20 protein-coding genes are annotated in these 25,904 nt (G+C 39.7%); 9 read left to right on the forward strand and 11 right to left on the reverse strand.

What is annotated here, in order from left to right; translation table 11 throughout:
- The first annotated feature begins 9 nt into the window (after positions 1–9).
- Positions 10–963, forward strand: coding sequence for a DUF4999 domain-containing protein (locus tag AAHJ11_RS00690; RefSeq protein WP_148366796.1), 954 nt, complete (start codon positions 10–12; stop codon positions 961–963).
- A gap of 1,028 nt (positions 964–1,991) precedes the next feature.
- Here the strand turns inward: AAHJ11_RS00690 and AAHJ11_RS00695 are convergent.
- Positions 1,992–2,984, reverse strand: a complete 993-nt coding sequence (locus tag AAHJ11_RS00695; protein ID WP_297284596.1) for a FecR family protein — start codon at positions 2,982–2,984, stop codon at positions 1,992–1,994.
- A 161-nt stretch (positions 2,985–3,145) separates the two neighbouring features.
- Here AAHJ11_RS00695 and AAHJ11_RS00700 point away from each other — a divergent pair, with 161 nt between their 5' ends.
- From AAHJ11_RS00700 to AAHJ11_RS00725, 6 genes are read left to right on the forward strand one after another with little or no spacing between them, the layout of a single operon-like run.
- A complete protein-coding gene (locus AAHJ11_RS00700) occupies positions 3,146–3,754 on the forward strand; it encodes an RNA polymerase sigma-70 factor (protein WP_004300457.1) in 609 nt (202 codons plus the stop codon).
- Positions 3,751–4,377 (forward strand): YhcH/YjgK/YiaL family protein, encoded by a 627-nt coding sequence (locus AAHJ11_RS00705; protein WP_148367169.1) that lies wholly within the window; start codon positions 3,751–3,753, stop codon positions 4,375–4,377. The genes AAHJ11_RS00700 and AAHJ11_RS00705 overlap by 4 nt, the downstream gene beginning before the upstream one ends.
- An 8-nt stretch (positions 4,378–4,385) precedes the next feature.
- Entirely contained in the window at positions 4,386–7,556 is a 3,171-nt protein-coding gene (locus tag AAHJ11_RS00710) for a UvrD-helicase domain-containing protein (RefSeq protein ID WP_413578912.1), read from the forward strand.
- Complete coding sequence (locus tag AAHJ11_RS00715) at positions 7,553–8,170, forward strand: radical SAM protein (RefSeq protein WP_322019228.1); 618 nt, start codon at positions 7,553–7,555, stop codon at positions 8,168–8,170. Before AAHJ11_RS00710 ends, AAHJ11_RS00715 begins: the two co-directional genes overlap by 4 nt.
- A 4-nt stretch (positions 8,171–8,174) precedes the next feature.
- On the forward strand, positions 8,175–8,975 hold the full coding sequence (locus tag AAHJ11_RS00720; RefSeq protein WP_413578914.1) for an energy transducer TonB: 801 nt from the start codon (positions 8,175–8,177) through the stop codon (positions 8,973–8,975).
- 29 nt (positions 8,976–9,004) lie between these two features.
- Positions 9,005–11,884, forward strand: coding sequence for a PD-(D/E)XK nuclease family protein (locus AAHJ11_RS00725; protein WP_413578916.1), 2,880 nt, complete (start codon positions 9,005–9,007; stop codon positions 11,882–11,884).
- Between the two features lie 97 nt (positions 11,885–11,981).
- Here the strand turns inward: AAHJ11_RS00725 and AAHJ11_RS00730 are convergent, their stop codons facing one another.
- Entirely contained in the window at positions 11,982–13,115 is a 1,134-nt protein-coding gene (locus AAHJ11_RS00730; RefSeq protein ID WP_148367175.1) for a hybrid sensor histidine kinase/response regulator, read from the reverse strand.
- Positions 13,116–13,134: 19 nt separating this feature from the next.
- A complete protein-coding gene (locus tag AAHJ11_RS00735) occupies positions 13,135–14,064 on the reverse strand; it encodes a UDP-glucuronic acid decarboxylase family protein (RefSeq protein WP_148367176.1) in 930 nt (309 codons plus the stop codon).
- A 200-nt stretch (positions 14,065–14,264) separates the two neighbouring features.
- Between AAHJ11_RS00735 and AAHJ11_RS00740 the strand changes: the two genes are divergently transcribed.
- Together AAHJ11_RS00740 and AAHJ11_RS00745 are read left to right on the forward strand one after the other, a co-directional pair.
- Positions 14,265–15,224, forward strand: coding sequence for a hypothetical protein (locus tag AAHJ11_RS00740; RefSeq protein ID WP_148367177.1), 960 nt, complete (start codon positions 14,265–14,267; stop codon positions 15,222–15,224).
- A gap of 237 nt (positions 15,225–15,461) precedes the next feature.
- Entirely contained in the window at positions 15,462–16,421 is a 960-nt protein-coding gene (locus AAHJ11_RS00745) for a hypothetical protein (protein ID WP_320978484.1), read from the forward strand.
- A gap of 97 nt (positions 16,422–16,518) precedes the next feature.
- On the opposite strand, the gene AAHJ11_RS00750 is transcribed toward AAHJ11_RS00745, so the two are convergent.
- The 8 genes from AAHJ11_RS00750 to AAHJ11_RS00785 form a co-directional block, all read right to left on the reverse strand.
- Positions 16,519–17,475: a FimB/Mfa2 family fimbrial subunit gene (locus AAHJ11_RS00750; protein WP_413578919.1), complete on the reverse strand. Its 957-nt coding sequence runs from the start codon at positions 17,473–17,475 to the stop codon at positions 16,519–16,521.
- A 132-nt stretch (positions 17,476–17,607) separates the two neighbouring features.
- Positions 17,608–19,254 (reverse strand): Mfa1 family fimbria major subunit, encoded by a 1,647-nt coding sequence (locus AAHJ11_RS00755; RefSeq protein WP_148367181.1) that lies wholly within the window; start codon positions 19,252–19,254, stop codon positions 17,608–17,610.
- 38 nt (positions 19,255–19,292) lie between these two features.
- Complete coding sequence (locus AAHJ11_RS00760) at positions 19,293–20,810, reverse strand: DUF3868 domain-containing protein (protein ID WP_367745412.1); 1,518 nt, start codon at positions 20,808–20,810, stop codon at positions 19,293–19,295.
- Positions 20,811–20,814: 4 nt separating this feature from the next.
- Positions 20,815–21,387: a DUF3575 domain-containing protein gene (locus AAHJ11_RS00765; RefSeq protein ID WP_148367183.1), complete on the reverse strand. Its 573-nt coding sequence runs from the start codon at positions 21,385–21,387 to the stop codon at positions 20,815–20,817.
- 11 nt (positions 21,388–21,398) lie between these two features.
- The gene (locus tag AAHJ11_RS00770; protein ID WP_367742863.1) at positions 21,399–23,213 is read right to left on the reverse strand and encodes a DUF4906 domain-containing protein; all 1,815 of its coding nucleotides are present in this window, start codon (positions 23,211–23,213) and stop codon (positions 21,399–21,401) included.
- Between the two features lie 425 nt (positions 23,214–23,638).
- Entirely contained in the window at positions 23,639–24,181 is a 543-nt protein-coding gene (locus tag AAHJ11_RS00775; RefSeq protein WP_148367187.1) for an IbrB-like domain-containing protein, read from the reverse strand.
- Positions 24,178–25,482, reverse strand: a complete 1,305-nt coding sequence (locus AAHJ11_RS00780; RefSeq protein WP_148367189.1) for a DUF3440 domain-containing protein — start codon at positions 25,480–25,482, stop codon at positions 24,178–24,180. The genes AAHJ11_RS00775 and AAHJ11_RS00780 overlap by 4 nt, the downstream gene beginning before the upstream one ends.
- A gap of 3 nt (positions 25,483–25,485) precedes the next feature.
- On the reverse strand, positions 25,486–25,893 hold the full coding sequence (locus AAHJ11_RS00785) for a hypothetical protein (RefSeq protein WP_148367191.1): 408 nt from the start codon (positions 25,891–25,893) through the stop codon (positions 25,486–25,488).
- Positions 25,894–25,904 lie beyond the last annotated feature (11 nt).

The raw sequence follows: 25,904 nt of genomic DNA on the forward strand, positions 1-25,904 counted from the left end.
TATGTACATATGAAAAATATATTTCAATCACTATCAATAGCAACTCTACTCGGCTTGTTTGTACCGTTCATTTCGTCCTGTAGTGATGATGAAGAAGTTTTTAACGAGTGGAATGCTACGTATGTGTCTCTACAGAGAAATGACTATTTATCGGGGAATGTAAAAAAGTTCAATCTGACTCATGATGCGAATGGAATCGGAGGAGATGAAATTAAGATGGCTTTTACTGTAAAAACACAGAAAGCAGTCTCTACAGATATCGTTATCACATTAAGTGCAAAAAGTGAAACAGAAGGGCTTGATGCAAGCCAGATCGTTTTAAGTTCCTCACAGGTTACTCTCAAAGAAGGACAGATGACTTCTGAAGAAATCACAGCGACGGTTGATCCGACGATATTTGCCAGTATCATGGAAAAAACAAGTTTCTCTTTCAGTGTCTCAATCAGTAATGTAACGACCAATGATAAGAACACTGTTATTAGCAGTAGCTTAAGTACATTACCTGCCATTATTAATAAAGCTGCCTACTGCAATCTAAAAAGTGGTACTCCTGACAATAGCCAACTTATCAATAATCGTGCAGGTTGGATTATTAATGTAGAAGAAGGAGTAGAAGGCGCACCCAATAATTTAATCGATGGCAAGACTGGAACTGACGTTGCTCTAAATAATAAAGGATTCTGGTTTACCGTTGATTTAGGAGAAACTAAGCTTTTAACAGGTATCAAAACGAATCATTGGGGATATGCATTTGCTCCTAGAGAAGTGGAAATATTACAGTCTGAAAATGGTACGACATGGAAATCATTGAGTTCATTAACAATACCCAGTAATAGTACACAAAACATTACGTTCATCTCTCCTATTACTACGCGGTATCTGAAATATCAGATTATCACTATCTCTACAAACGGTCGTACGGATGTTACAGAATTTAATGTTTACGAACCCAAAAGTGAATAAACATAATGAATAGATAACATAGAAATGATAGAATAAAGGGTAACCCATTGGATTACCCTTTTTCTTAGAAACATACCTCACAAACATACAGGTCAGTCCGAAAACCACGCTTTAGTTCAAACCCGTACCAGATTTGAACTAATTCATTGTATAGGAGTTTAAACTAAACATTACATAATAAAAAAACTACCTATCATGCTATCATTTATTTTAGTAATATTCTAATTATCAAAAGAATAAGTATGATAGATAACTCTAAAAAAATGTATCTATCATACTTTTACCAGTAAAAACGGGTTATCTATCATCTACAAAATAGCCGTATAAATATTCTATAATAAGCATAAGACGGCTTGTTTTTGTCACAATGAAACTATATAAATCCGAATATCGCAGCTCAAAAATCCCACTTAAACGGCGATAAGTTTATAGCCCACAAGTGTGGGCTGTATAGCCTGCATATGTAGGCTGTATGGTTTACATGCGTGGGCTGTACGGCACACACTTGTGAACTATAGAAATACTGCCGCTCCCCATAGATAATTAAGCTGTCAAATACTGGTTATCATCCTATAAAGTGTGCATTCGTATGTCTTTAAATGGATTATCTCACCTAATGCTACACTAAAACAGATACAGTACAGGAATGATAGATGTCCCTTTTTGCTGATAAAAGTATGATAGATACATTTTTTTAGAGCTATCTATCATACTTATTCTTTTGATAATTAGAATATTATTAAAATGAATGATAGTATGATAGATATTTTTCCACTATGTATGACCGAATCCGTACAGTTTCACTCATTTTCGCACTGTTTCATTCATTTCCGTACCGTTATGAGTGAAATTATAAATAAGGAATTAGGCACGGATTACACGGATTTCACGGTTTTAGCGTAGTGAGTGCGCAAAGCTACCGTGTAATCCGCGTAATCCGTGCCTAAATTTATGATCTGTTTAATTCAAAACGGTACGGTTTTGAGCATAATTGTGATATGTATTCAGCGACAAAAAACTTTATTATCTTATTTCTTCATCATCCGGACAATCCGTCCGTCTTTCTTGTAAGAGAAATGATTAGTATGCATTAAAACATTCAGTATTTCATCAGCAGTGCTATCAGTAGAGAATTCACCGGTAAACCGTTCTGATTTCAATGTTTCATCCTTATAGATAAATTTGATGTCGTACAACTTCTCCATAATATTGGTTATTTCCAATAAAGACTGTTGCTTAAATTCCAACTTGCCATTAATCCAGAGAAGCACATCTGTAGGTTGGTTATATTCAATTAACTCTGCTTGATAAGTATCCGTATTTACATTCAATGTCTGTCCCGGTTTCAACAAATAACCATTCTCTTCCGTTCGCGGAGAATCTACCCGTACCAGTCCTTGAAGCAAGGTAGTCACTACCCTATTCTCATCTTGGCGTGCACGCACATTAAATTTCGTACCAAGCACACAAGTCTTGATTTGTTTGCTATTTACTATAAATGGAGCATGTTTATCATGGGACACTTCAAAATAGGCTTCACCCGACAAATCAATTTGACGATCCGAACTCCAAAAAGAATTATGATAAACTATTTTTGAAGATGCATTCAGCCATACCTTACTACCATCCGGCAACACAGTCTGCGCTCTCTGTCCGGCAGCAGTTATCACCTCATAATCCGAAAGTTTATTAGAAAGTAATCCCCAGGCAATTCCACCGGCAAAAACGAGTCCGGTAAGAAAAGCAGCCGCCACAGTAGCATAACGTCCCCAACGGATCGAGATACTTTTCCGCTTAGCCTTTTTCTCCTTTTCTCTGATAGCTGATTTAAATTGCTCCAATGACGCCTCTGTATCTACAGTATTCATCACCGCTATACGCTCACCTACAAAAAAAGTGTAATAAAGTTGCTCCAAAGCTTTCCGGTTTTCCGGTCCTTCCTCGCACCAAGCCTCCACCCGGGCAGCTTCTTCATCATTACATTCGCCTTGCAGGTAATTCACCAAGATAGTTTCATCCATGCTCTTTTATCTTTTTACAAAAAAAACTATAATACCTTTGTAGTAATACAGTTGTGAGTACAAATATACTAAAGAGAAAAAGAAAAAAATATTTTTTCTCGCATTTTTATTTCATTTATCTACTTCTTTCATTATTTTTGTCTTACATAAATTAAAAGAGAATGTCACAATCTCCGATATATTTGGATATTAATAATAATAAGTCCGTTATCACTGCCCTAAAAGCAGGAGAAGAAAAAGTTTTTGACGTCGTCTACAGACATTATTTCCGTAGGCTATGTGCTTTTTGTTCCCAATATGTAGGCGAGCAGGAAGAAATAGAGGAGATTGTACAAGAAACGATGATGTGGCTGTGGGAAAATCGTTGTACTCTTATGGAAGAGCTGACACTCAAAACACTTCTTTTCACAATTGTCAAGAACAAAGCTCTCAACCGTCTTTCCCATTTTGAGATCAAACGAAAAGTTCATCAGGAAATCGTTGATAAATATGATAGTGAGTTCAATAACCCGGACTTCTATTTGAGTGATGAGCTTTTCCGTTTATATGAAGAAGCACTAAAAAAACTTCCGAAAGAATATCTCGAAGCTTACGAGATGAACCGCAATCAACATCTGACGCATAAAGAAATTGCCGAGAAGCTGAATGTATCTCCACAAACGATTAATTACAGGATTGGACAAGCCTTAAAGTTATTGCGAGTAGCTTTAAAAGACTATCTACCTTTATTCATACTTATTTTCGGACCTAATTTTTTCGAACAATCATGAAATCAAAATTCGTATTTAGTAGTTCAAGCCTGTTTATCGGACTTTTTCTTTTCTTCTTCACTGAAAACGTGTGTTCACAAGAATCCGCTGATAACTGGACTCTTAAACAAGCCCGTCAATGGACACAAAAACAAGAATGGGCGAACGGATTGAAGGCAATGCCTCATAAAACGACCGATTATCAGGAATTTGCGTCACAATATCATAAGAACAAGAAAGTATGGGACAAGACTTTCCAATGGCTAGCTACCCACGACCTTGTGAATATGCCTGCCGGACGATACGAAGTGGATGGCGAACATTGTTACATCAATGTACAGGATGCAACAACGCAAGATGTCAGTAAACGTAAAATCGAAGCACACCGCCACGGCATTGATCTGCAATATGTAGTAAAAGGCACCGAACGTTTCGGAATTACTTCAGCAGAATATGCAGAGCCTATCACCGAATACAAACCGGATGTTACTTTCTACAAAGCCAAGAAAATAAAATATGTAGATTCCACTCCGGATACATTCTTCATGTTCTTCCCCAAAAACTTTCATCAGGCATTGGTAAAGGCAGGGAAAGAACCGGAGGACATACGGGTCATTGTTGCTAAAATCGAATATATCCCATAAACAGAAACATGAGTGAACTTTTAGTCTATAAAGCCTCCGCAGGTTCGGGTAAGACATTTACCTTAGCAGTGGAATATATCAAACTGTTAATTCTCAATCCCCGCGCCTACCGGCAAATTCTCGCTGTCACCTTTACCAATAAAGCAACAGCAGAAATGAAAGAACGTATTCTTAGTCAGCTTTACGGCATACAGATAGGCGATAAAGATTCCGAAGCCTATCTCAACCGAATTAAAGAAGAGACAGGAAAAACCGAACAGGAGATACGGGAAGCGGCAGGCGTCGCCCTTAGCTATATGCTGCATGATTACAGCCGGTTCAGGGTAGAGACTATCGACTCATTTTTTCAATCTGTCATGCGCAATCTCGCACGGGAACTGGAACTTAGCCCGAATCTGAATATCGAGTTAAATAACACCGAAGTTCTTAGCGACGCTGTAGATAGCATGATTGAGAAACTAGGACCCACTTCTCCCGTCCTCGCATGGTTGCTCGATTATATCAACGAGCGGATTGCCGATGACAAGCGTTGGAACGTGTCGGACGAAGTAAAAAGTTTCGGACGCAATATTTTCGATGAAGGTTATATTGAAAAGGGAGAAGGACTCCGGCAACGGTTACGAAACCCGGATACCATCAAAGAGTATCGCAAGCAACTGAAAGCTCTGGAAACGGAAATACTGGAGCAAATGAAAGGATTCTACGACCAATTCGAAGGAGAACTGGACGGACACGCACTGACTGCTGATGATCTGAAAAACGGTTCACGCGGAATCGGAAGTTATTTCCGTAAACTTAATAATGGCGTTTTAGGCAATGATATCCGTAATGTCACAGTAGAAAAATGTCTGGAAGACTCAAAGAACTGGGCAACCAAGACTTCTCCCCGCTACGCGGACATCATTAATTTAGCCAACTCCAGTCTCATGCAAATTCTGGAAGATGCTGAAAAGTTACGTTCCAAGAATAATTTGTTACTGAATAGTTGCCGATTATCCCTGCAACATCTCAACAAAGTGCAACTCCTCGCCAATATCGATGAAGAAGTACGTCAGTTGAATCACGACAACAATCGTTTTCTATTATCAGATACGAATGCCCTGCTCCATCAACTGGTGAAAGACGGTGACTCTTCTTTTGTATTCGAAAAGATAGGAACGAATATCCATAACGTCATGATAGATGAGTTTCAGGATACCAGCCGGATGCAATGGGGAAATTTCAAATTGCTCTTACTGGAAGGATTGTCTCAAGGAGCAGACAGTTTGATTGTAGGAGACGTTAAACAATCCATTTATCGTTGGCGAAATGGCGATTGGGGAATTCTCAACAGCCTGAATGACCACATCGAACATTTCCCGATCCGCGTCAAGACACTGGCTACCAACCGGAGAAGTGAAACCAATGTGATCCGGTTTAATAACCAAATCTTTACAGCTGCCGCCAACTATCTGAACGGAGTATATAAGCAACAGTTAGGCAAGGATTGTGAGGATCTGCAGAAAGCCTATGCCGACGTTGTGCAGGAATCTCCACGAAGTACAGAAAAAGGATATGTAAAAGTCTCTTTTCTCGAACCCGACGAAGAACATGATTATACCGAACAGACATTAATTAGTCTGGGAGAAGAAGTAAAACATCTCCTCACCTCCGGAGTACGACTTAATGATATAGCCATCCTGGTACGGAAAAATAAAAGTATTCCCCGAATCGCCGATTACTTCGATAAGGAGCTACACTATAAAGTGGTATCAGACGAAGCCTTCCGCCTGGACGCCTCTCTCGCCATTTGTATGATGCTGGATGCACTGCGATTCCTTTCCGATGAAAACAATAAAATAGCACGTGCCCAACTGGCCGTAGCCTATCAAAACGAGGTTTTACAGAAAGGACTGGATTGGAATACTCTCCTACTCCTCCCTGCCGGGAATTATCTTCCCGCAGCTTTTCTTGAAAAGATAAAGGAACTAAGGCTAATGCCTCTCTATGAGCTTTTAGAGGAACTTTTCTGCATATTCGAGATGAATCTTATTAAAGATCAGGATGCCTATTTATTCGCTTTTTTTGATGCCGTGACCGATTATCTGCAAAGCAACTCTTCCGAGCTGGACGGATTCATCCGGTATTGGGACGAAACATTATGCAGTAAAACAATTCCAAGTGGAGAAGTAGAAGGTATCCGGATTTTCTCCATACACAAATCCAAAGGATTGGAATTCCATACCGTGCTCCTTCCTTTCTGCGACTGGAAGCTGGAGAATGAAACCAATAATCAGCTTGTATGGTGTGCCCCGCAAACAGCACCGTTCAATGCATTGGATATTCTTCCTATTAACTATTCCACCCAAATGGCTGAATCGATTTATGGTAACGACTACCTGCAAGAGCGTCTTCAACTTTGGGTAGATAACCTCAATCTACTATACGTTGCTTTTACCCGCGCAGGGAAAAACCTTATTATCTGGAGTAGAAAAAGCCAGAAAGGCACCATGTCCGAACTATTGGCAAACACCCTACCGATAGTAGCCCAAGAAGAAGGGATTGACTGGGAAGAAGACTGTTACGAGCAAGGGAAACTGTGCCCTTCAGAAGAAGAAAGAAGAAAGACATCCACAAACAAGCTAACCCAGAAACCAAAAAAACTCCCTATCCGAATGGAATCCATGCGGCATGATATTGAATTTCGTCAGTCCAACCGCTCTGCTGACTTCATTCAGGGCATTGAAGAAGAAGATTCGGACGACCGCTTTATCAACCGCGGACGCATGTTACATACTTTATTTTCTGTCATCGAAACGGCAGAAGATATCGATCCGGCCATCGAACGGCTTATTTTTGAAGGAGTTATCAGAAATGATGAGAAAGAGAAGGTGGCTCGTGAAGTTGCAAAGAAAGCTTTTTCTTCCCCTGAAATTCAAGATTGGTATTCCGGAAAATGGACGCTGTTTAATGAATGTGCTATTATCTATAAAGAAAAAGGAGTTTTGCAAACCCGTCGTCCGGACCGTGTAATGATGAAAGATGATCAGGTTGTTGTAGTCGATTTCAAGTTTGGTAAGGAAAATCCTAAATATAACAAACAAGTGAAAGGATATATGCAACTTCTTACCAAGATGGGATATAAAAATATCACCGGCTATTTGTGGTATGTGGATGAAGAAAAAATAGAAAAAGTATGAAAGCTGTTCCTCTCATCGGCATTGCCCGCCATCGACTAACGATTGACGGTGAAGGAGTTACAACATTAGTTGCTTTCCATGGCTGTCCGTTGCGTTGCAAATATTGTCTCAATCCAACCTCTCTACAACCTGATGGCGTTTGGGAGAGATATGATTGTAACCAACTCTACGAGGAAGTACGTAAAGACGAACTTTACTTTCTGGCGAGCTGCGGAGGAGTCACATTTGGAGGTGGAGAACCATTATTGCAAAACGAGTTCATCCGGCAGTTTCGCCAACTTTCCGGACCGGAATGGAGAATCACTGTCGAAACGTCTCTCAATGTTCCACTACAGAATGTAGAAGAGTTGATTTCTATTGTAGATAATTATATCGTCGACATCAAAGATATGAATAATGACATCTATCAGCGATATACCGGAAAAGGTAATGAAAAGGTTTTATGCAATCTCCGGTATTTAATCGAAGAAGGCAAAGCCGGGAAAATTATCATTCGGACACCGCTCATTCCTTCTTATAATACAGAGAAAGATGTAGACTACAGCATAGAGCTTTTGAAAGAAATGGGAATCACCCAATTCGACCGATTCACCTATAAAACCCCTAATGATTAATGCCATGGCACGAGGAAAACAAACCTGTAAAATTTTAAAAGAGATTCGTCGGCAAATAGCCGAAGCGAATGATATTGAATTCATCACCTCTGAATGTCAGTATCAGGGAGATTGTTTGGGTACTTGCCCCAAATGCGAAGCTGAAGTTCGATATCTGGAGCAACAACTTGAGCGAAAGCAGGTATCGGGAAAAGCAATCACAGTATTAGGCATATCTGCAGGCTTGATAGCCATGACTCCAATGACTTCATGCACCAATTCTGCTAATAAAGGAATGAATAAAGAAGTGTCTAGTGACACCACCTCCTATGGAGATCTTATTATGGGAGAACCTGCCCCCACTTTAGCAGAAGACACCATCATTGCCTCCATAAAAGATGTGCCACCTCCTCCACCACCAGCGCCAATACCCGACGATGTGATAGGAGGAGAGGTAGTAGTAGGATTTGTTTCCCCCGATATATCAGATACTTCATTGTCAGCAAGTGATACTCTGAATATAGCTCCGGTTATGCCAGAATTTCCTGGAGGCCAACAAGCTCTCATGCAATTTATTGCAAAAGAAATCCAGTATCCTACAATAGCACAAGGAGAGATGGGGGTGGGACGCGTTATAATTCAGTTCATCGTTGATAAAGAAGGAAATGTAGTCAATCCTAAAGTTGTACGCAGCGTAGATCCTTACCTGGACAAGGAGGCATTACGCGTCATCAACCAAATGCCCAAATGGAAACCCGGAGAATTGGAGGATGGTACTAAAGTAGCCGTTTATTTCACTGTTCCCGTTTTGTTCCGACTACAATAAATATATGAATTAGAAAAAACTTAATCAATATGCAATCATTTCTCCAACTAGTCGCTCATGATTTATATACCAAGATAGGAAATGACCTGTCACGTACAGCACTCATTTTCCCTAATAAACGTGCTAACTTGTTCTTCAATGAATATTTAGCAGGAGAATCCGATCAACCGATCTGGTCACCGGCTGCCATGAGTATCAGCGACCTGTTTCAGAAACTATCCGTACAGAAAAGCGGCGATCCTATTCGATTGGTCTGCGAACTTTATAAAGTGTTCAAAGAGGAAACACAGAGTCAGGAAACATTGGACGATTTCTACTTCTGGGGAGAGTTGTTGATTAGTGATTTTGATGATGTAGATAAAAATATGGTCGATGCCGACAAATTATTCAGTAATCTACAAGATTTGAAAAATCTGATGGACGACTATGAATTCCTTGACAAAGAGCAGGAAGAAGCCATACAACAGTTTTTTCAGAATTTCTCCATTGAAAAACGGACCGAACTAAAAGAAAAATTTATTTCCCTTTGGGACAAGCTAGGTACTATCTACCATCGTTACCGGGCGAACCTGACAGAGTTAGGCATTGCTTACGAAGGCATGCTCTACCGGAACGTGATCGAACAACTTGATACTGACCAACTCAAATACGACAAATACATATTTGTCGGGTTCAATGTATTGAACAAAGTAGAAAATGACTTTTTCAGAAAACTGAAAGATGCGGGCAAAGCACTCTTCTATTGGGACTATGATATTTTCTACACCCAACAAATCAAAAAACATGAGGCCGGAGAATTCCTGAAACGTAATCTCGGGGAATTTCCGAACGAACTCCCGGAAAGCTTTTTCAACACCTTTAAAGAACCGAAGAAAATACGATCTATTTCCGCTTCTACCGAGAATGCCCAGGCACGTTTCCTTCCCGAATGGATTAAGGCGATAACAAACGATCATTCGCAAATTGCCATAGAAAAGGAAAAAGAAAATGCCGTAGTGCTTTGTAATGAAGCTCTGCTTCTCCCCGTGCTTCATTCCATTCCGCAGGAAGTGAAAAACGTCAATATCACCATGGGATTCCCATTGGCCCAAACTCCCGTTTATAGCTTTATCAATGCCGCAATGGAATTGCAAACCAATGGTTACCGCTCCGACACCGGCCGATTCACTTACGAGGCAGTATCTGCTATATTGAAACATCCCTATACCCGGCAATTATCATCTCATGCCACTCCCCTGGAACATGAGCTGACCCAAACCAACCGTTTTTATCCACTTCCATCGGAACTTAAACAAGATGATTTTTTAGCTACCCTCTTCACTCCCCGTAATGGTATAAGAGAGCTATGCGATTACCTGATTGAATTAATCAAAAACATTTCAACCATTTATCGCAAAGAAGGAGAATACAGTGATATTTTCAATCAACTATATAGAGAATCGCTCTTTCAAAGCCATACCAAAATCAACCGTCTCTACAGTTTGATTGAAAGTGGAGAGTTAAATATACGCACCGATACTCTGAAACGACTGATTACCAAAGTACTGACATCTTCCAATATTCCTTTCCACGGAGAACCGGCTATCGGAATGCAAGTCATGGGAGTATTGGAAACACGTAATCTGGACTTCCGGAATCTCATTATATTGTCTCTCAACGAAGGACAACTTCCAAAATCCGGAGGAGATTCCTCTTTTATTCCCTATAATCTCCGGAAAGCATTCGGCATGACCACTATCGAACACAAAAATGCAGTGTATGCCTACTACTTTTATCGACTGATACAACGGGCAGAGAATATCACGCTACTCTACAATACTTCTTCGGACGGTCTCAACCGTGGAGAAGAATCCCGTTTCATGCTGCAATTACTTGTAGAAGGTCCGCATGATATCACTCGCGAGTATCTGGAAGCCGGACAATCTCCGCAAAGTACCCAAGAGATACGAGTAGAAAAAACACCTGAAGTACTAAGACGACTCTATCGTGCTTACGATAGCACTAATCCAAATTCAGTGATTCTCTCTCCTTCCGCCCTTAATGCTTATCTGGATTGCCGGTTGAGATTCTACTACCGCTATGTAGCGGGCTTGAAAACACCGGACGAAGTTAGTGCAGAAATTGATTCCGCCCTATTCGGAACCATTTTCCACCTCTCCGCCCAATTGGCATACACCGATCTGACCGCAGCCGGAAAAACGATACATAAAGAAGATATCGAACGCTTATTACGCAATGAGGTGAAACTACAAAGCTACGTTGACCAAGCCTTCAAAGAAGAATTATTCAAGGTCTCTCCCGAAGAAAAACCGGAATATAACGGCATACAACTTATCAACTCCAAAGTAATTGTTTCCTATCTGAAACAATTGCTGCGCAACGACCTTTTATATACTCCTTTCGAAATGGTCGCTATGGAAAAGAAAGTTTCAGAAGAGATAACTATACAAACAGGACAAGGACCGTTCACTCTCCGTCTGGGTGGCACAATAGACCGTATGGATGCAAAAGAAAGTACCCTGCGGATTGTTGACTACAAAACAGGAGGAAGTCCTAAAATACCTGCTAATATCGGGCAACTGTTCACCCCATCGGAAACACGCCCGAACTATATCTTCCAGACTTTTCTGTATGCCGCTATCATGAGCCGGAAACAATCATTAATGGTAGCTCCTGCCCTACTCTACATTCACCGGGCAGCATCGGAAAGCTATTCGCCTGTTATCGAAATGGGAGAACCCCGTAAACCGAAAATACCGGTAAACAACTTTGCTTTCTTTGAAGATGAATTCCGCGAACGCCTGCAAGCATTATTAGAAGAAATATTCAACGAAGAAGAGCCTTTCACGCAGACAGAAGATACTAAAAAATGTTCATATTGCGATTTTAAGGCTATCTGCAAACGATAGGCCGAAAACAGAGTATACCCAATAATAAGGGCACGGTTTACATATTCATGCAAACCGTGCCCTTATTAATTCTAATCCGTATTATCTATAGTTATTCTTATTTCTCCAACAATGGGATTGAGAAACTAAATGTAGACCCGTCTCCCTTTTTTGAAGTAAACCACAGTTTACCGCCATTCTTGACAACAAAGTCCTGGCACAATAATAATCCGAGTCCCGAACCTTCCTCATTGTTTGTACCAAAGGTACTGAAATGAGTATCGGTATGCAACAACTTCTTCTGATTTTCATCATCGATACCGCAACCGCTGTCTTTCACACTTACGATTGCCATACCGTCTTCTTCTGCCAATGACACCACTACTTCCGAACCTTCATTGCTAAACTTAATCGCATTACTGATTAAATTACGGATCACAGTCTTAATCATGTCAATATCAGCACGGACAGCCATATTTTCCACAGTCACATCCTGTACAATCTTAATATTCTTCAGACTGGCCACCATCGTAAAGATTTCGCTTACGCCCTCTACCACTTCTACCATATCAATATCCTGATAAACCACTTTCAGTTTACCAATCTGGCTCTTCGTCCATTTCAGCAGGTTATCAAGCAATGAGAATACATCTTCAGTTGTCTGATTGGCCATCGTTAGCAATTCATACATCTCCTCACCAATCGTTTCGCTTGGCAGATTCAGAATCAGCATATTCAATACCATCTTGATAGATCCCATAGGCGAACGCAAGTCATGCGCAATCACAGAGTAGAGCTTGTCACGTCCCATAATAGTCTTACGCAACTCTTCCGTTTGTGCAACAATGATTCTTTTCGCTGCGACTAACGAAATCTGGTGTGTCACACGAATAATCAGCTCTTCTTTGTTGAATGGCTTTGAGATAAAGTCGTTACCACCCACCTGAAATCCTTTGACGATATCCGCCGTACTGTTAAGAGCAGTCAGGAAGATAATGGGAATTTCAGCCATTTCGGGATCCGCTTTCATTTGTTGAGCCACCTCAAATCCACTGATATCCGGCATCATCACATCCAGCAATACTAGATCCGGATTTTCCTTCTTCACTTGTTCCAACGCCTGTGTCCCATTACCGGCAGTCACAATTTTGAATTTCTCGTTGGTCAAAAGTACCTTTAATAAAAGGACATTTGATATTACATCGTCCACAATAAGGACTTTATATTCGGAAGGATTAATTTCCATATTCATAATTTTCTTTTTTTATGCTTCAGACATTTTTAAAATATTCAATCATACGCTTCAGCCCCTCTTCCAGTTCAATGGTAGGCTGCCAACCCAGTTTCTCTTTAGCCAATGTAATATCCGGTTGTCGCTGTTTCGGATCATCATCCGGCAAAGACTTAAATACAATTTTCGAAGATGAGCCAGTCAGACTAATGATCCTTTCCGCCAGTCCCAACACCGGGAACTCATTCGGATTCCCCAAATTCACAGGTCCTGTAAACCCATCCTCCGTATTCATCATTCTTATCATTCCCTCAATCAAATCATCAATATATTGGAAACTACGTGTTTGTTTTCCATCACCATATATAGTTATATCCTCATTATTCAACGCTTGAAGAATAAAATTAGAAACAACCCGGCCGTCGTTCGGTAACATTCGCGGACCATATGTATTAAAAATACGGATAATCTTCACACGCACACTGTTCTGACGGTGATAATCCATAAATAACGTTTCTGCGCAACGCTTCCCCTCATCATAACAAGACCGGTAACCTACCGGATTCACATTCCCCCAGTAGCTTTCCGGTTGCGGATGAACGATCGGGTCTCCATATACCTCGCTCGTGGAAGCTTGCAAAATCTTGGCATCCAGCCTCATTGCTAATCCCAACATATTAATAGCCCCCATCACAGATGTTTTAGCTGTTTGAATCGGGTCATGTTGGTAATGGATAGGAGATGCGGGACATGCCAAATTATAGATTTCATCTACTTCTGCCGAATAAGGATAAGTGACATCATGCCTCACCACCTCAAAATGATGATTATCCATCAAATGAATGATATTATCTTTCGAACCCGTAAAAAAATTATCCAGGCATATCACGTCGTGACCTTCGTTTATAAGCCGAGTACAAAGATGAGAGCCTATAAAACCGGCTCCGCCACTTACCAATATTCTTTTCATTCTAAGTTTTTCTATTGTTTACTAAAGAGACGCTGTCTCTTCGTTTTGTTTATGGACACAAATGTAACCGATTTGCTTAAAATAAACAATTTTCGGAGAGGATATTTTAAAAAAAAGAAGATTTAAATAGTTTCAAATTCCGAAACAACTTGCCACAGTGAAATGTTTATAATACAAAAGTACATTTTATTTAGACTATTATGACGATAAATGACCCTAATACAAACCTGATAGAGGCGATGAAAGAAAAGCTTCCGGCAAAAGGTAAACTGGCAGATATACTAATGGATACACTATACATAGGCAAAGAAGCCGTATATAGAAGATTACGCGGCGAGGTACCTTTCACACTACAGGAAGCAGCCCTTGTTTCAAGGAAACTTGGCATATCGTTGGATAAGATTATAGGAACCAGCTTCAAATCGAATGCAATGTTCGACATAAACATCGTAGATTATGATGATCCGTTTGAAAGTTACTATAATATCTTATATAAATATGCATCATTGATCAATACGATGCAGGATGATCCGGAGTCTACCATGGGGACTTCTTCTAATATTATCCCCCAGACTTTCTATCTGAAATATGACCTTTTGGCAAAATTCCGTTTTTTCAAATGGATGTATCAAAACAAATATATTCAGTGCAACAATTTCGATGAACTGGAGATTCCGGTAAAATTACTCAATATCCAGAAAGACTATGTGGATATGACCCGTCATATTCATTCCATAGATTATATCTGGGACAGCATGATTTTCCAGCATCTTATCAATGATATCCAATACTTCTCTGATGTTCATCTCATTTCGGATGAAGCGAAAATGCAGATTAAAGAAGAGTTGTTTCTACTTACAGACGAATTGGAAGAACTCGCTATGCGAGGAAAAACCAAAGATGGCAATACAGTCCGTATCTATGTGTCTCACATCAATTTTGAGGCAACATACAGTTACGTGGAAACCAATTCGCTACAGCTTAGTCTGATACGCATTTATTCCATCAATTCTTTGACTACCCTGGACCATGAGATATTCCATAGTTTAAAAGAATGGATTCAGTCATTAAAGAAATTCTCTACCCTGATATCCGAAAGTGGTGAAATGCAACGTATCCATTTCTTTAAACAACAACGGGAAATCATTGATACTCTTTAATTTCCATTTTTTCGTAAAACAGAAGCAAATAAATTATAGAATTACAATAAATGAAAGTAGATAACCTCATTATCTACTTTTTTTCATTATATGCCCCCGCTCTTTTATTTTCTTTCCAATCAGAAAATAAGCATATAACTCATAGCCGTTTTTCCACACTAATCTTTCACTTACAAGCCTTAATTTTGCATAAAATGTATCACAGTGATTATTAATATTAAATGCGAGGAACAGACAATGAAAAATGGTATTCTAAATGAATTAATAACAGTTATGAAAGAGAGGGTTCCCAAAGGGCAAAATCTTGCCAGTAATTTGGCGGATATCCTATGTATGGGCAAAGAAGCTGTATACCGCAGACTTCGAGGTGAGGTGTCTTTTTCGATAGAAGAAGTAGCCATCATATCTCACAAATTGGGAATTTCTATCGATCAGGTAGTCGGCGATCACCATTCTAACAAGGTGACTTTCGACCTCAACCTGCATCATTCTTCTAATGCGATAGATAGCTATTACGAAATACTTAATCGTTATCTACAGATATTTGATTTTGTAAAAGAAGATAATAGCACGGAAATATATACAGCTTCCAACCTTTTACCTTTTACACTTTATTCTTCCTTCGAGAATCTGTCTAAGTTTCGTCTTAGCCGATGGATCTATCAGCACGGACAAATCAAGACTCCACACTCTTTGGCGGATATGCAGGTAGAGAAGAAAATCGTGCAGGCGCATAAGAAGTTGAGTGAAAGCGTGAAGCAATGTCCTAAAACCTTTTTTATCTGGGACACCAGTATTTTCCATTCTTTCGTCAATGAGATCAAGTACTTTGCCAGTTTGCATATGATTACCCCAAATGATGTAGCGAACCTGAAAGAAGAACTATATCAACTACTGACGTATATAGAAACGTTATCAAGTAAAGGTGAATTCAGCGAAGGACGGAAAGTGTATTTCTATTTATCCAATATAAACTTCGAAGCGACTTATAGCTACATCGAAAAACTGAACTACCAGATTAGTCTATTGCGGATATATTCGATCAATTCTATGGATTCACAAAGCCCGCATATCTGTCAGATGCAACGTGACTGGATTCTATCTTTGAAACGTCACTCCACTCTGATCTCGGAAAGCGGAGAATCACAGCGTATCATATTTCTACAAAATCAAGAAAGTATAATTGATACCTTGTAAAAAAGAACCGGCTAAGTTAATTAACTTAGCCGGTTCTTTTTTTTATCCCTTACTATACTTATGCATTCTTTCAGGGGTTTCTCTCTATTTGTTGATATTACAATTCTCCTTCTGTCTGCGAATAAACAGTCCATCCGTTAATCACGATTCTCATGGCAAGCCATGAATCAGAGATGAAGAAAACGATATGATAGTTACTTTGGCGATCAAAATATTCCTGCATTCCGATTTTCTTATCCTCCATATTAGTCATAGCAAGATAATCAATCAGATTAATATCGAATACCTTTTTTGCAGAAGATTTCTCCGTCACCACTAACCGGGTTTTCCGGTCCTTCATCAATCGCATCGTATTAAGGTCTACTGAAGCAGCAGCAGAATTCACCTGATCTCTGCGATAAGGCTGGAAGCTAAGCATATCATCCTCCAACAAAGAGTTATCATGCCCCAGATACCCATTGGATTCCCGAATCTCATAATCATAATCATCCACGTTGAGTTCCCAGTTATTGGTATAACCCTGGAATATAAAACGTACCCGTTTTGTATCCCTTATCAGGTTAACCGTCTCTGTCTGATGACTTTTTCCTGTAAAGTTTACATCGATAATCTCACCATACCAAAGCGTTTCCAACTCTTTATTGATGATAAGAGACTCTTCGCGTTTCAATTGCAATCTTAGATCGGAAATTGTAGAAACACCGGGAGTTAACGAAGTAATATCGTATGAATCACGTGCACCTGCCCATGCCATAAACTGATACTCGCCTACAGGCAATGCTACCCCCATCAGATAATTTCCCGTCGATAATGAACTTCCTTCTTCTGCCTGTTTAAATAAAAACTTTCCGTCCTTATTAAACACATAAAGCTCTACTTTATCAACCTGTGTATGGAAAGCGTCTGCAAATTCCATATTATAGTCATATTTGAACTTTACAAACAAACGGCATTCCGGCAAGTCTTCATTAAAGTTATCACAAGAAGTCATTATCCAGGAGCTAATGATGAGAATCCCGAAGGTGACATGGCGTACAAGGCTTTTTAGGTTCATATTTCTATTCTTCTAATTCTATCAAACTATAAAGTTTTCTATTGTTTGTTTTCTATTTTTTATTGTTTGTTTTGAAGGTAAAGAGAGTGTCCCCTCTTTACCTCAAATTATATTAAAACAATGAATTTCATATTATAGTGGTTCAACTTGACTGTACCAAGTCCATGGATTAACCTCAATCTTGATAGACAAGTAACGGTCTTCTTCTTCATCCGGTGCACTAGGATCCGGATCGGGGATGATTGGATATCCCGGATTATTTATTTTATTTACAGTAATATCATAAACAGAGTTACGAACGACACCAAACTCACCCAACTTATTCATGATGGTAGGACTATCATCATGCTTAATCATGACTTTATAGTAACAAATACCTTCTGAATAGTATTCAACACCTTTCAGATTCTTGCCCCCTTTACTTGCTGTTGAAATTTGGGTAGCAAGATTGCTAAACTCCAGTGTAAGTTCCTCTGCCATTTCTTCTGCTGTTTTAGCATCATCCTTATCAGCAGGAATCGTTACTTGGGTATTAAGAAGTGCGTTTATATACTCATTATAAGAATCTGTGATATCCGTAGCATATTCAGACGGTTTACCATGTTTATATTTACCGACCAATTCTTTTTCAATATAAGTCAATATCGAAGCTTGAGTATAGAATATACCATTCATGTTAAACCAATCCGTTCCGTTAGCTAAAGTCACCTTTGAACCATCCTCGTTAGTAATAGTAGTAGGAGCATAACCTACTTTCAGTAATACCTGCGTTGTATAGGCATGTACATTGAAGTTTACAGCATCAGTTTGATTCTGTGTATTTTCAAGACAGTATTTAACAGACGTATTTACTTTATTCCAATCTATATCCTCTTTTTTAGTAGCAGATGACACATAAAAATAGTTGCCAGCATACACCGTTTGATCATCATCATCCCATGCGCCAATGTCATTGACTACCCCAAAATTCGGATCTATTCTGTACGAACCGAGACTATACTGGTCATAAGGAGTCCATGTATTCATGGCTGTCTTCATTCTTTTTGATGCAGGATAGAATTTCTTGTTCGTCACGTTCAAATACCACTCTGTTTCATCCGAGTCTATAGTTGCCGTTTCACTAAGTTCTTCACCACTGTCAGGTTTCACATATACCCGCACTTTTGCCGATATACGGTCAATTCTAATTGCCAGAGGAGAGCTTGTTGCTGCTGTTGGCGTATTATACAAAGTCAATACTTCCGGATCTCCATTCGTTTTTGAAGGTTCCAGGTCACCTTTAGCATTTGTCATAACAAATCCGCCTGATTTTGCTACCCCAGTAGTCACCTCGGTTTCTGCCGTAAGCGTTATTACCTTATTTACATTCTCATAAGTATCACCTTCCTGAATGGTCCGACCCAGATTCTGCGGATTAGCAATAATCAATACAGCCTCCGAGCTAGAAGGTATTTTAAATGCATTTGTTCTGTTAGGCAGGTTATTGATGTCCTCTGTTCCAAAATCTATAATTTTCGTTACGATACTTGCATCAGTATGTCCATCAAAGAAAACCGCATAAACCTTAGTAATCGTACTTTCATCGGGCGTACCATTTTCTTGATTGGGGTTGTTCAGTGCACGTGTTTTGGTTGATTGTACACTTAAAGCCACCCATGCATCTCCATCAGAGTTAGTTACATCAGTCCCGTTTTCCCCATCAGGAACGATGTCCTCATTACTACATGCTGCAAATGCAATAGCAGCAAGTGCCAGCATAAAAAAGTTTTTTTTCTTCATTGTTTTTTTACAATTTAATAAAAGCGTTTGTAATTAATTTATTTATCCCTATTTTTATTTTCAATTTCAGCTGCATTTGTTCTCTTCCTAGCCAATTCTTCCAAATTATGTCCGGCAGCTTCCAGACCCGATCCGGCAGCTATTTTTAAATACTTTTCTCCTTTCTCATATTCTCCTTTTAATAACATTAGTACCCCGATGGCATTATTATATTCTGATAAATTAGTATTCGAGTATACCATACCCAGATAACGTTCTGCCGAAGACAGGTCATTACGCGACAAGGCGGCAGCAGCGGCATTCATATTAGCAATCTCATCTTTCGGATAGAGCCGGACAGCCGTCTCGAATATATCAATGAAATCTTGCGAACCAACCGGATAGGTATTAGCTACCAAAAACATCTCATTCAGACTTAAATTCTGCGGACGGCTTTTAATGACCTCTTTCGCTTCATCTATATTAAAATTCTTAACCTCATAATTCACTTTACAGATAGCTACACGAAGACTCGGAAAAATATATTTCAGCATATACCGGTAAGGCACTCCCCCATGAAGTTGCATCAACTTGGTCTCTCTTCCTTTCTCTATAGGTATATTCCTTATAATGTCCAGCACTTCATCTTTATATTCCATTTCCATTGTATTCAGCGCTTCTTCCAAACCTTCCCAGTTCTCACCGCCAAAGATGATATAATATTGGTTTCTTGGGAAGTCATATCTGGACGCCAGATACTCCCGGAGTGCCATGGCACGTCCTTCAGACAAGCGTTTGTTAGTTGCCAATGTCCCTTCCGGAGAAGCATAGCCTATGATGTCCAAACGATTAACCTTCACACTAGGATCAGACTTCAATTCGTCAATCATCTTACGAATTTTAGCCAACTCTTGAGGATTGTTCATATATTCGGGACGTATGTTCACCTTATTCACTTCAAAATCAAGGAAACACTCTGCCTGTATATCACGACGTTTGATCTCTTCAGCCTTTGGTTGCAAATATGCCAATTGAGGTGATACCACGTATGGCAACAATACACGTTCCAACGTAACCTTATCAAACTGCTCCACATCCATCAATGCTGTTTCACCACAACCACACTCATCACGCTGCACATCCAGACGCGCATCTTCCATCCAAGGTTCAAAACGCACCACATATCGATAGTGAATCGTATCATTTCTCAATTTGCTTCCTTTTTCCACCACATAAGGCTTCTCATAGGTCTTCTTCTCTTTGGCACTCATCACAGCAAGTTCACGTTCATAAGCCAGATATTCATCACGACCTTTAATAGATACCTTCGGAAGATTCAAAGTACGTCCCGGAGATACCAGTTGAGGAATAAAATCCACTCCGCGCGCCGATTTAACCTTCACATTATTCAAGCTAAAGTCTATATTGATATGAAGAAAGTTTCCTTTTTGTTCCAGTTGAACCGGCTTCACTGCAATGTTGCCCTCATAAGAGCGGGATTGTGCCATGACATTCTTTATATTCAGGCTGCAAACCACTAACATACATACGATAAAACCTATATTTCTTTTCATCATCATTCTATTTAATTATATAAATAAGCGACACACTTGCTTTAGTAGGTCCAAAGTAATTCTTACTACTTTCTTTCTCCTTCGTACCGCAAGTGGTACAGGGATATTTATCATATACAATATGGGCATATCCCACTCCAACAGATGCTTCAATACTCCATCGTTTTTTCAAGATCCAAGAGTGTCCCACTGAAAAACCGCCTCCATATAAATGTCCCTGATAGCGATTCTCTTGCATATTTTTGCTGATGAAAGACCAATTAGGCCACCCTCCCACATTGAAATCCGCATAATGCCCGTGTATTCCGATAAACGTACGGCGGAAGCGTTCGCAAAACCAATAACGAACTTCGGGTTGTATTCCCCAATGACGCAACCGTTTGCCATCGGAAGGTTTCCATGGATTATAGTTGACCGGGATATCCAGCGTCCATTTACGTGCCAATCCCAACTCCAGCCCTAAGTTCATGGTAGCGGTAGCGTCATACAAAAGGTTGCTTTTAAGAGCAACTTTTTGTGCCTTACTCTCGGAAAGAATACATCCGAGCATGAATAAAATGAGTAAACTTACTTTCTTCATTAACACCATGTTTACTTCCCTAATTGAGTAATATCTAATTTTATACGTTGCACGGAGTTTACACTAACACCACCAACAGACGCCATGGTAGTTAGATGCACAATGCCGGATCTGGGAGTTGCGCTTGTATTAGGTAACACTTCAACATATATTCTCCCGTCTTCTACGATAATATGATCTTCTCCTGTATGTCCTTCCGGCATTGCAGAAGAGTATAAACGAATCCACTCCTTAGGATTGTCAGTCCCCTCTTCTACCTGGCCAGTAAGACAGAAATAGTTTATTTCGCTTACTACCGGATCGGTATTATTAGTAGGCATAAACTTAAGCGTGCTTCCTCCTGCGGAAATCGCTTTTCTTTGTCTGATATGAACTTTTTTTTCCAAGTTTCCAAGTTTTAATGTTATATACGCATTTTTCTTATCATCAATTCCCTCTTCATAACCCATCAACTGGTTAGTGACTCCAACTGTTACCGGTGTTATTACCGGATTTGTTCCATTGGAAGTTACTATCGGCACTTTAAATGGTCCGCTTAGCTGAAAGGCTCCTGATACTTCCTGTTTATTATCTGTTATTGTCCGAGCATCCGGAAAATCCTTCGTACAGTCAGTAATCACACTAAAGGCATCATAATCCTTCACATTTTCACCACTGTAATAGGCTATAAAAACCGAGTTGCTCACACCCAGATAATAGTCATTATTGGCCAGGATCTCATAAGATTCACTATCATCTACCATAATCTCAAAATCAAGACCAGTATTAGACGGCTTCGCAATCTTCGCATCACTTACCGTATCGTAGCCGGGTCCTTTAGCTCTGTTAATCGTAAATGTGTATGAATGATTACGCTCTATATCCATCGCCTGCAGGCTACTATTGAGCAGTGACATCTTATAATAATAGTCTTTATTGTCATAAGTACCCTGAATAATAAGATATGTATTATTCTGCACATCGGACTCGTACATATATATGGGGAATTTCTCTGTACTCTGCACGTCAGTTGCAATCGTTTCCGCTTTTATCAAAGGAAGTGAGTAAGCAGCATCATATTGGTACTCTGTCAGATTGGCTGTATTATTCATTAATGCTCCATCAGCATCATGCAATTCACCCTGCCGGGGTACATTCATGACAGCAGTCACTCCTTTCAAAATAAAGTTAGATGCTTTATTGACAATGACAATCTTAGCAACCACACGGGTAAGCAATAATGAACTTCCATCAGTATTGGCTATCTTCGTGGTATTGTCTATTTGATCCACTTCCAATCGGTAACTCATCGGAATCGTCTCTTCATCACCACTATACGGTATAGTAGTAAGCGGATTACTATCCAATGGTTTAGTCAGTAACTTGCTACAAGCTTCCCCATAAGTAGTCACTCCCGGAGTTAACTTGGAAAGCAAAGCTGCCTGGTTAAAATCATATCCCGTAGATGCATTTCCATAATAGAACTGATCCAACGGATTAGCAAGTATTAGTAATTGGTATTTGTTACCAGCAGGCTGTCCAGTCAATAACACATATCGCTTGCTTATCATTTCAAAAGCCTGTACAGCTTCTATAAAGGTGGCTCCTGTCCCCTGTCCCTTAAAGACCAGTATCCATGGAGTTTTACCGACCTCACTTTCCAAAGCTCTGGTTGGAGGCAAAGAGTACGATTTTGCCCTGGCAAAAATCTCTATTTGCACTTTTTCTTTCAGTACTTCCTCTTCATTCTCTTGGCCCATTGTGCTTACATCATGCTCACACCCAACCATAAATAGAAGAAGAATCAAATAGAAAAAAACAGTTATATATCTCTTACTCTCTCTCATTACCTTATTAAACACCTCTTAAACACCTCATTCTTGGCGATATCAAATTTTATCCAAATCTCATATTGCAAATTTCGGAATATTAAAGGAGATACAAAATTGTATTCATTTCTGATACAGATAATCAGATTCCAGAAGTAAGACTATTAATGCTATTTACAGTCGAAGGGGTTACGCATTATAAAAGAAGAATGTTGATGGAAAGTATTTTTTGCGATATGCGTACCTTTTTAAAGAAAACAGTTTCGCTTATTGAAACTGCACTAACAAGATATGCTAATAGTTTTTTATGTCATTTAGATATAATTCAGGCACAAATTAAGCAAGATAAACGACCATTTTATACAATAAAACAGCTTAATAACTTGTATAATTTGTGCCTAAATGACAAAATGTCCAATTTCTGTATATATATAGCTATCAGATTATAAGCTTTTGCGTTCTGTTTCCGTAGGAGCCACCTCATCAGGAATACTGAATTCGCGATTGGCAAACAGATCGGCAAGTCCTGAAATTTGTTTCAGGCGCAACAATTCATCACGATCCATACCGATATTTTTCATAATCCATTGATCGGACATACCTGCCTTGTCAAGCTCTGCAACGATGTTGCACATCAATTCAATGTTATGCATTCCGCGGGCACGGTTGTGCCGGATTGTCGAACTCATACGGTTAGACAGGTCCTTGTCTATCACCACAATCGGCAATAAACCGTTTTCACGCTTATAGATTCGTTGGGAAGTTTTCAATACCGTATAACGATGGTAACCATCTACCAGGATATAATTGTCCGCCTCCTTATCATAATAACATACACAAGGCATCGTAAAACCATCTTCCCAAATAGAAAGTTCCAGCAACTTCATTTCGGGTGGTGCTACGACATTCGGATTATAATCGTTCGCACATACTTTTTCTACGGGTACCGCTTTTACCTCGTAAACAGGGCTTTTATCTACACTCATGATACTATGATTCTATATTGTTCCATAACTTGACTTCTTTTACTCATCTCCTCTTTTGTCGGTGAGAATCCCATGTATTTGCAAGCATGGTCATTCTTGAGGATACAGACACACATCCGCTTATACGTGGGTATTTCCTTGAACTCCGGAATATCAATATCATCCTGATATTCCATACGCACCGGTTTCTTCAATGTTTTGTAGTTGCTATTGTCCATAACGATGATCGGCACTTTCGCATCAATCAGCTTTTGGATAGTGGCATCACTTAGACATCCGCCTTTTGTCCGCCAGAAATTCACACTCACCGAAAGTTTCCGGAGATAATTCTTCCTCGCCCGCTCCGGCAGAGTGGACAACAAAAAATACATAAACTCGCGCCATGTATATCCTTCGGGAAGTTTCACCGACTGCCATCCCATTGCATGAGTACCACCATACATACCGGTAAAGTTCACACCGTTCACCCTTCCCACCATTTTCCCCCAGGTATTGGGATCAAGCACCCGGTAAAGCTGTAAACTCTCTTGTGCCTCATTAATAAAGGGACTTGCTACACGCTGACGCTCCAGATTGACTCCGGCACGATAATAAAGATCGTATAAAACATTATAATCCCACTGGAATTTTCCATTGGCAGTCCATACATCCGTTGTCTTCCAGTCATAAATAGGGTAGGCATTGTAAATATCATTCCCCACTTTTGAAGTCCATTTGTATTTATGATACATCTGGAATTTACGGCTCATATAGATACATCTCCACCGATTGAAACTTTCCTGTGTACGAATCCCGATCAGACAACAAGTGCGCACTGCATCATTTTTATTATGTATCCATTGCGCAAAACGCATCTGAAATTCATAATCCCACATGGTTGTATTATAAAAAGGAAAATCTTCTTTGGTCATTGCTTTTTTAGGCATGGAACGAACCCATATATTCTTTTTGCTGTCCTCCCACGGACGCCAAAAAGATTGATACATCGAGGTGCAGGTAGCCACACGGAAAGGGATGCATACCCGGTATACATCCAAAATATCCTTATTGGCCTCCAGCATCCGGTCTACATAGTCAATAGTCATTTTATACTGGATTTCATAATCCATGTGAAAAACTCCCAAACGTATCTTCAAATTATTCTTCCGGATATAATCGATGCACATATTCAGCAATACCCCACTATCCTTACCTCCGGAAAATGACACATATATATTATCGAATTCATTAAATATAACTTTCAGTCGTTCTTGTGCTAGTTCATATACATTCTTTGTGCCTAATATTTTCTTTTTCGCCATAAGTCATCTATACATTTTAACATACCGTGTCCACTTCTTGTCCATGGATACAAATTCAAACTTTTCAAATGTTTCTTTATCTTGTACCAGTGTGACCGAATTGAGTAACCAACTCTGGGGTCCGAACTCCGCAACAATGGCAGGCAACAGATGCGACAGGATTTCCTCCCGTACGGTGCCTTCTGCCTTCACGTAATAATTATTGATTACAGCTTTCTTCCGGTTTTTCTGTTCCACGGGGACAAAGCCCACCACTTCTTTATCTTCAATCGCAATGAACCACACATACTCTTCGCCCGTCTTGAAAGGGTAATTATTGTTTGCGCGTATCACTTCGGGATCCATCACCATCGGCGCTAAAAGCCGATATAAATGTTTGTCTTTTCCTTTTAATCGTATTATCTGTATCATATCATTCAAAA

It is taken from the genome of Bacteroides sp. 90-K9/2, assembly GCF_047310725.1.
In the GTDB taxonomy this organism is placed as follows: domain Bacteria; phylum Bacteroidota; class Bacteroidia; order Bacteroidales; family Bacteroidaceae; genus Bacteroides; species Bacteroides vicugnae.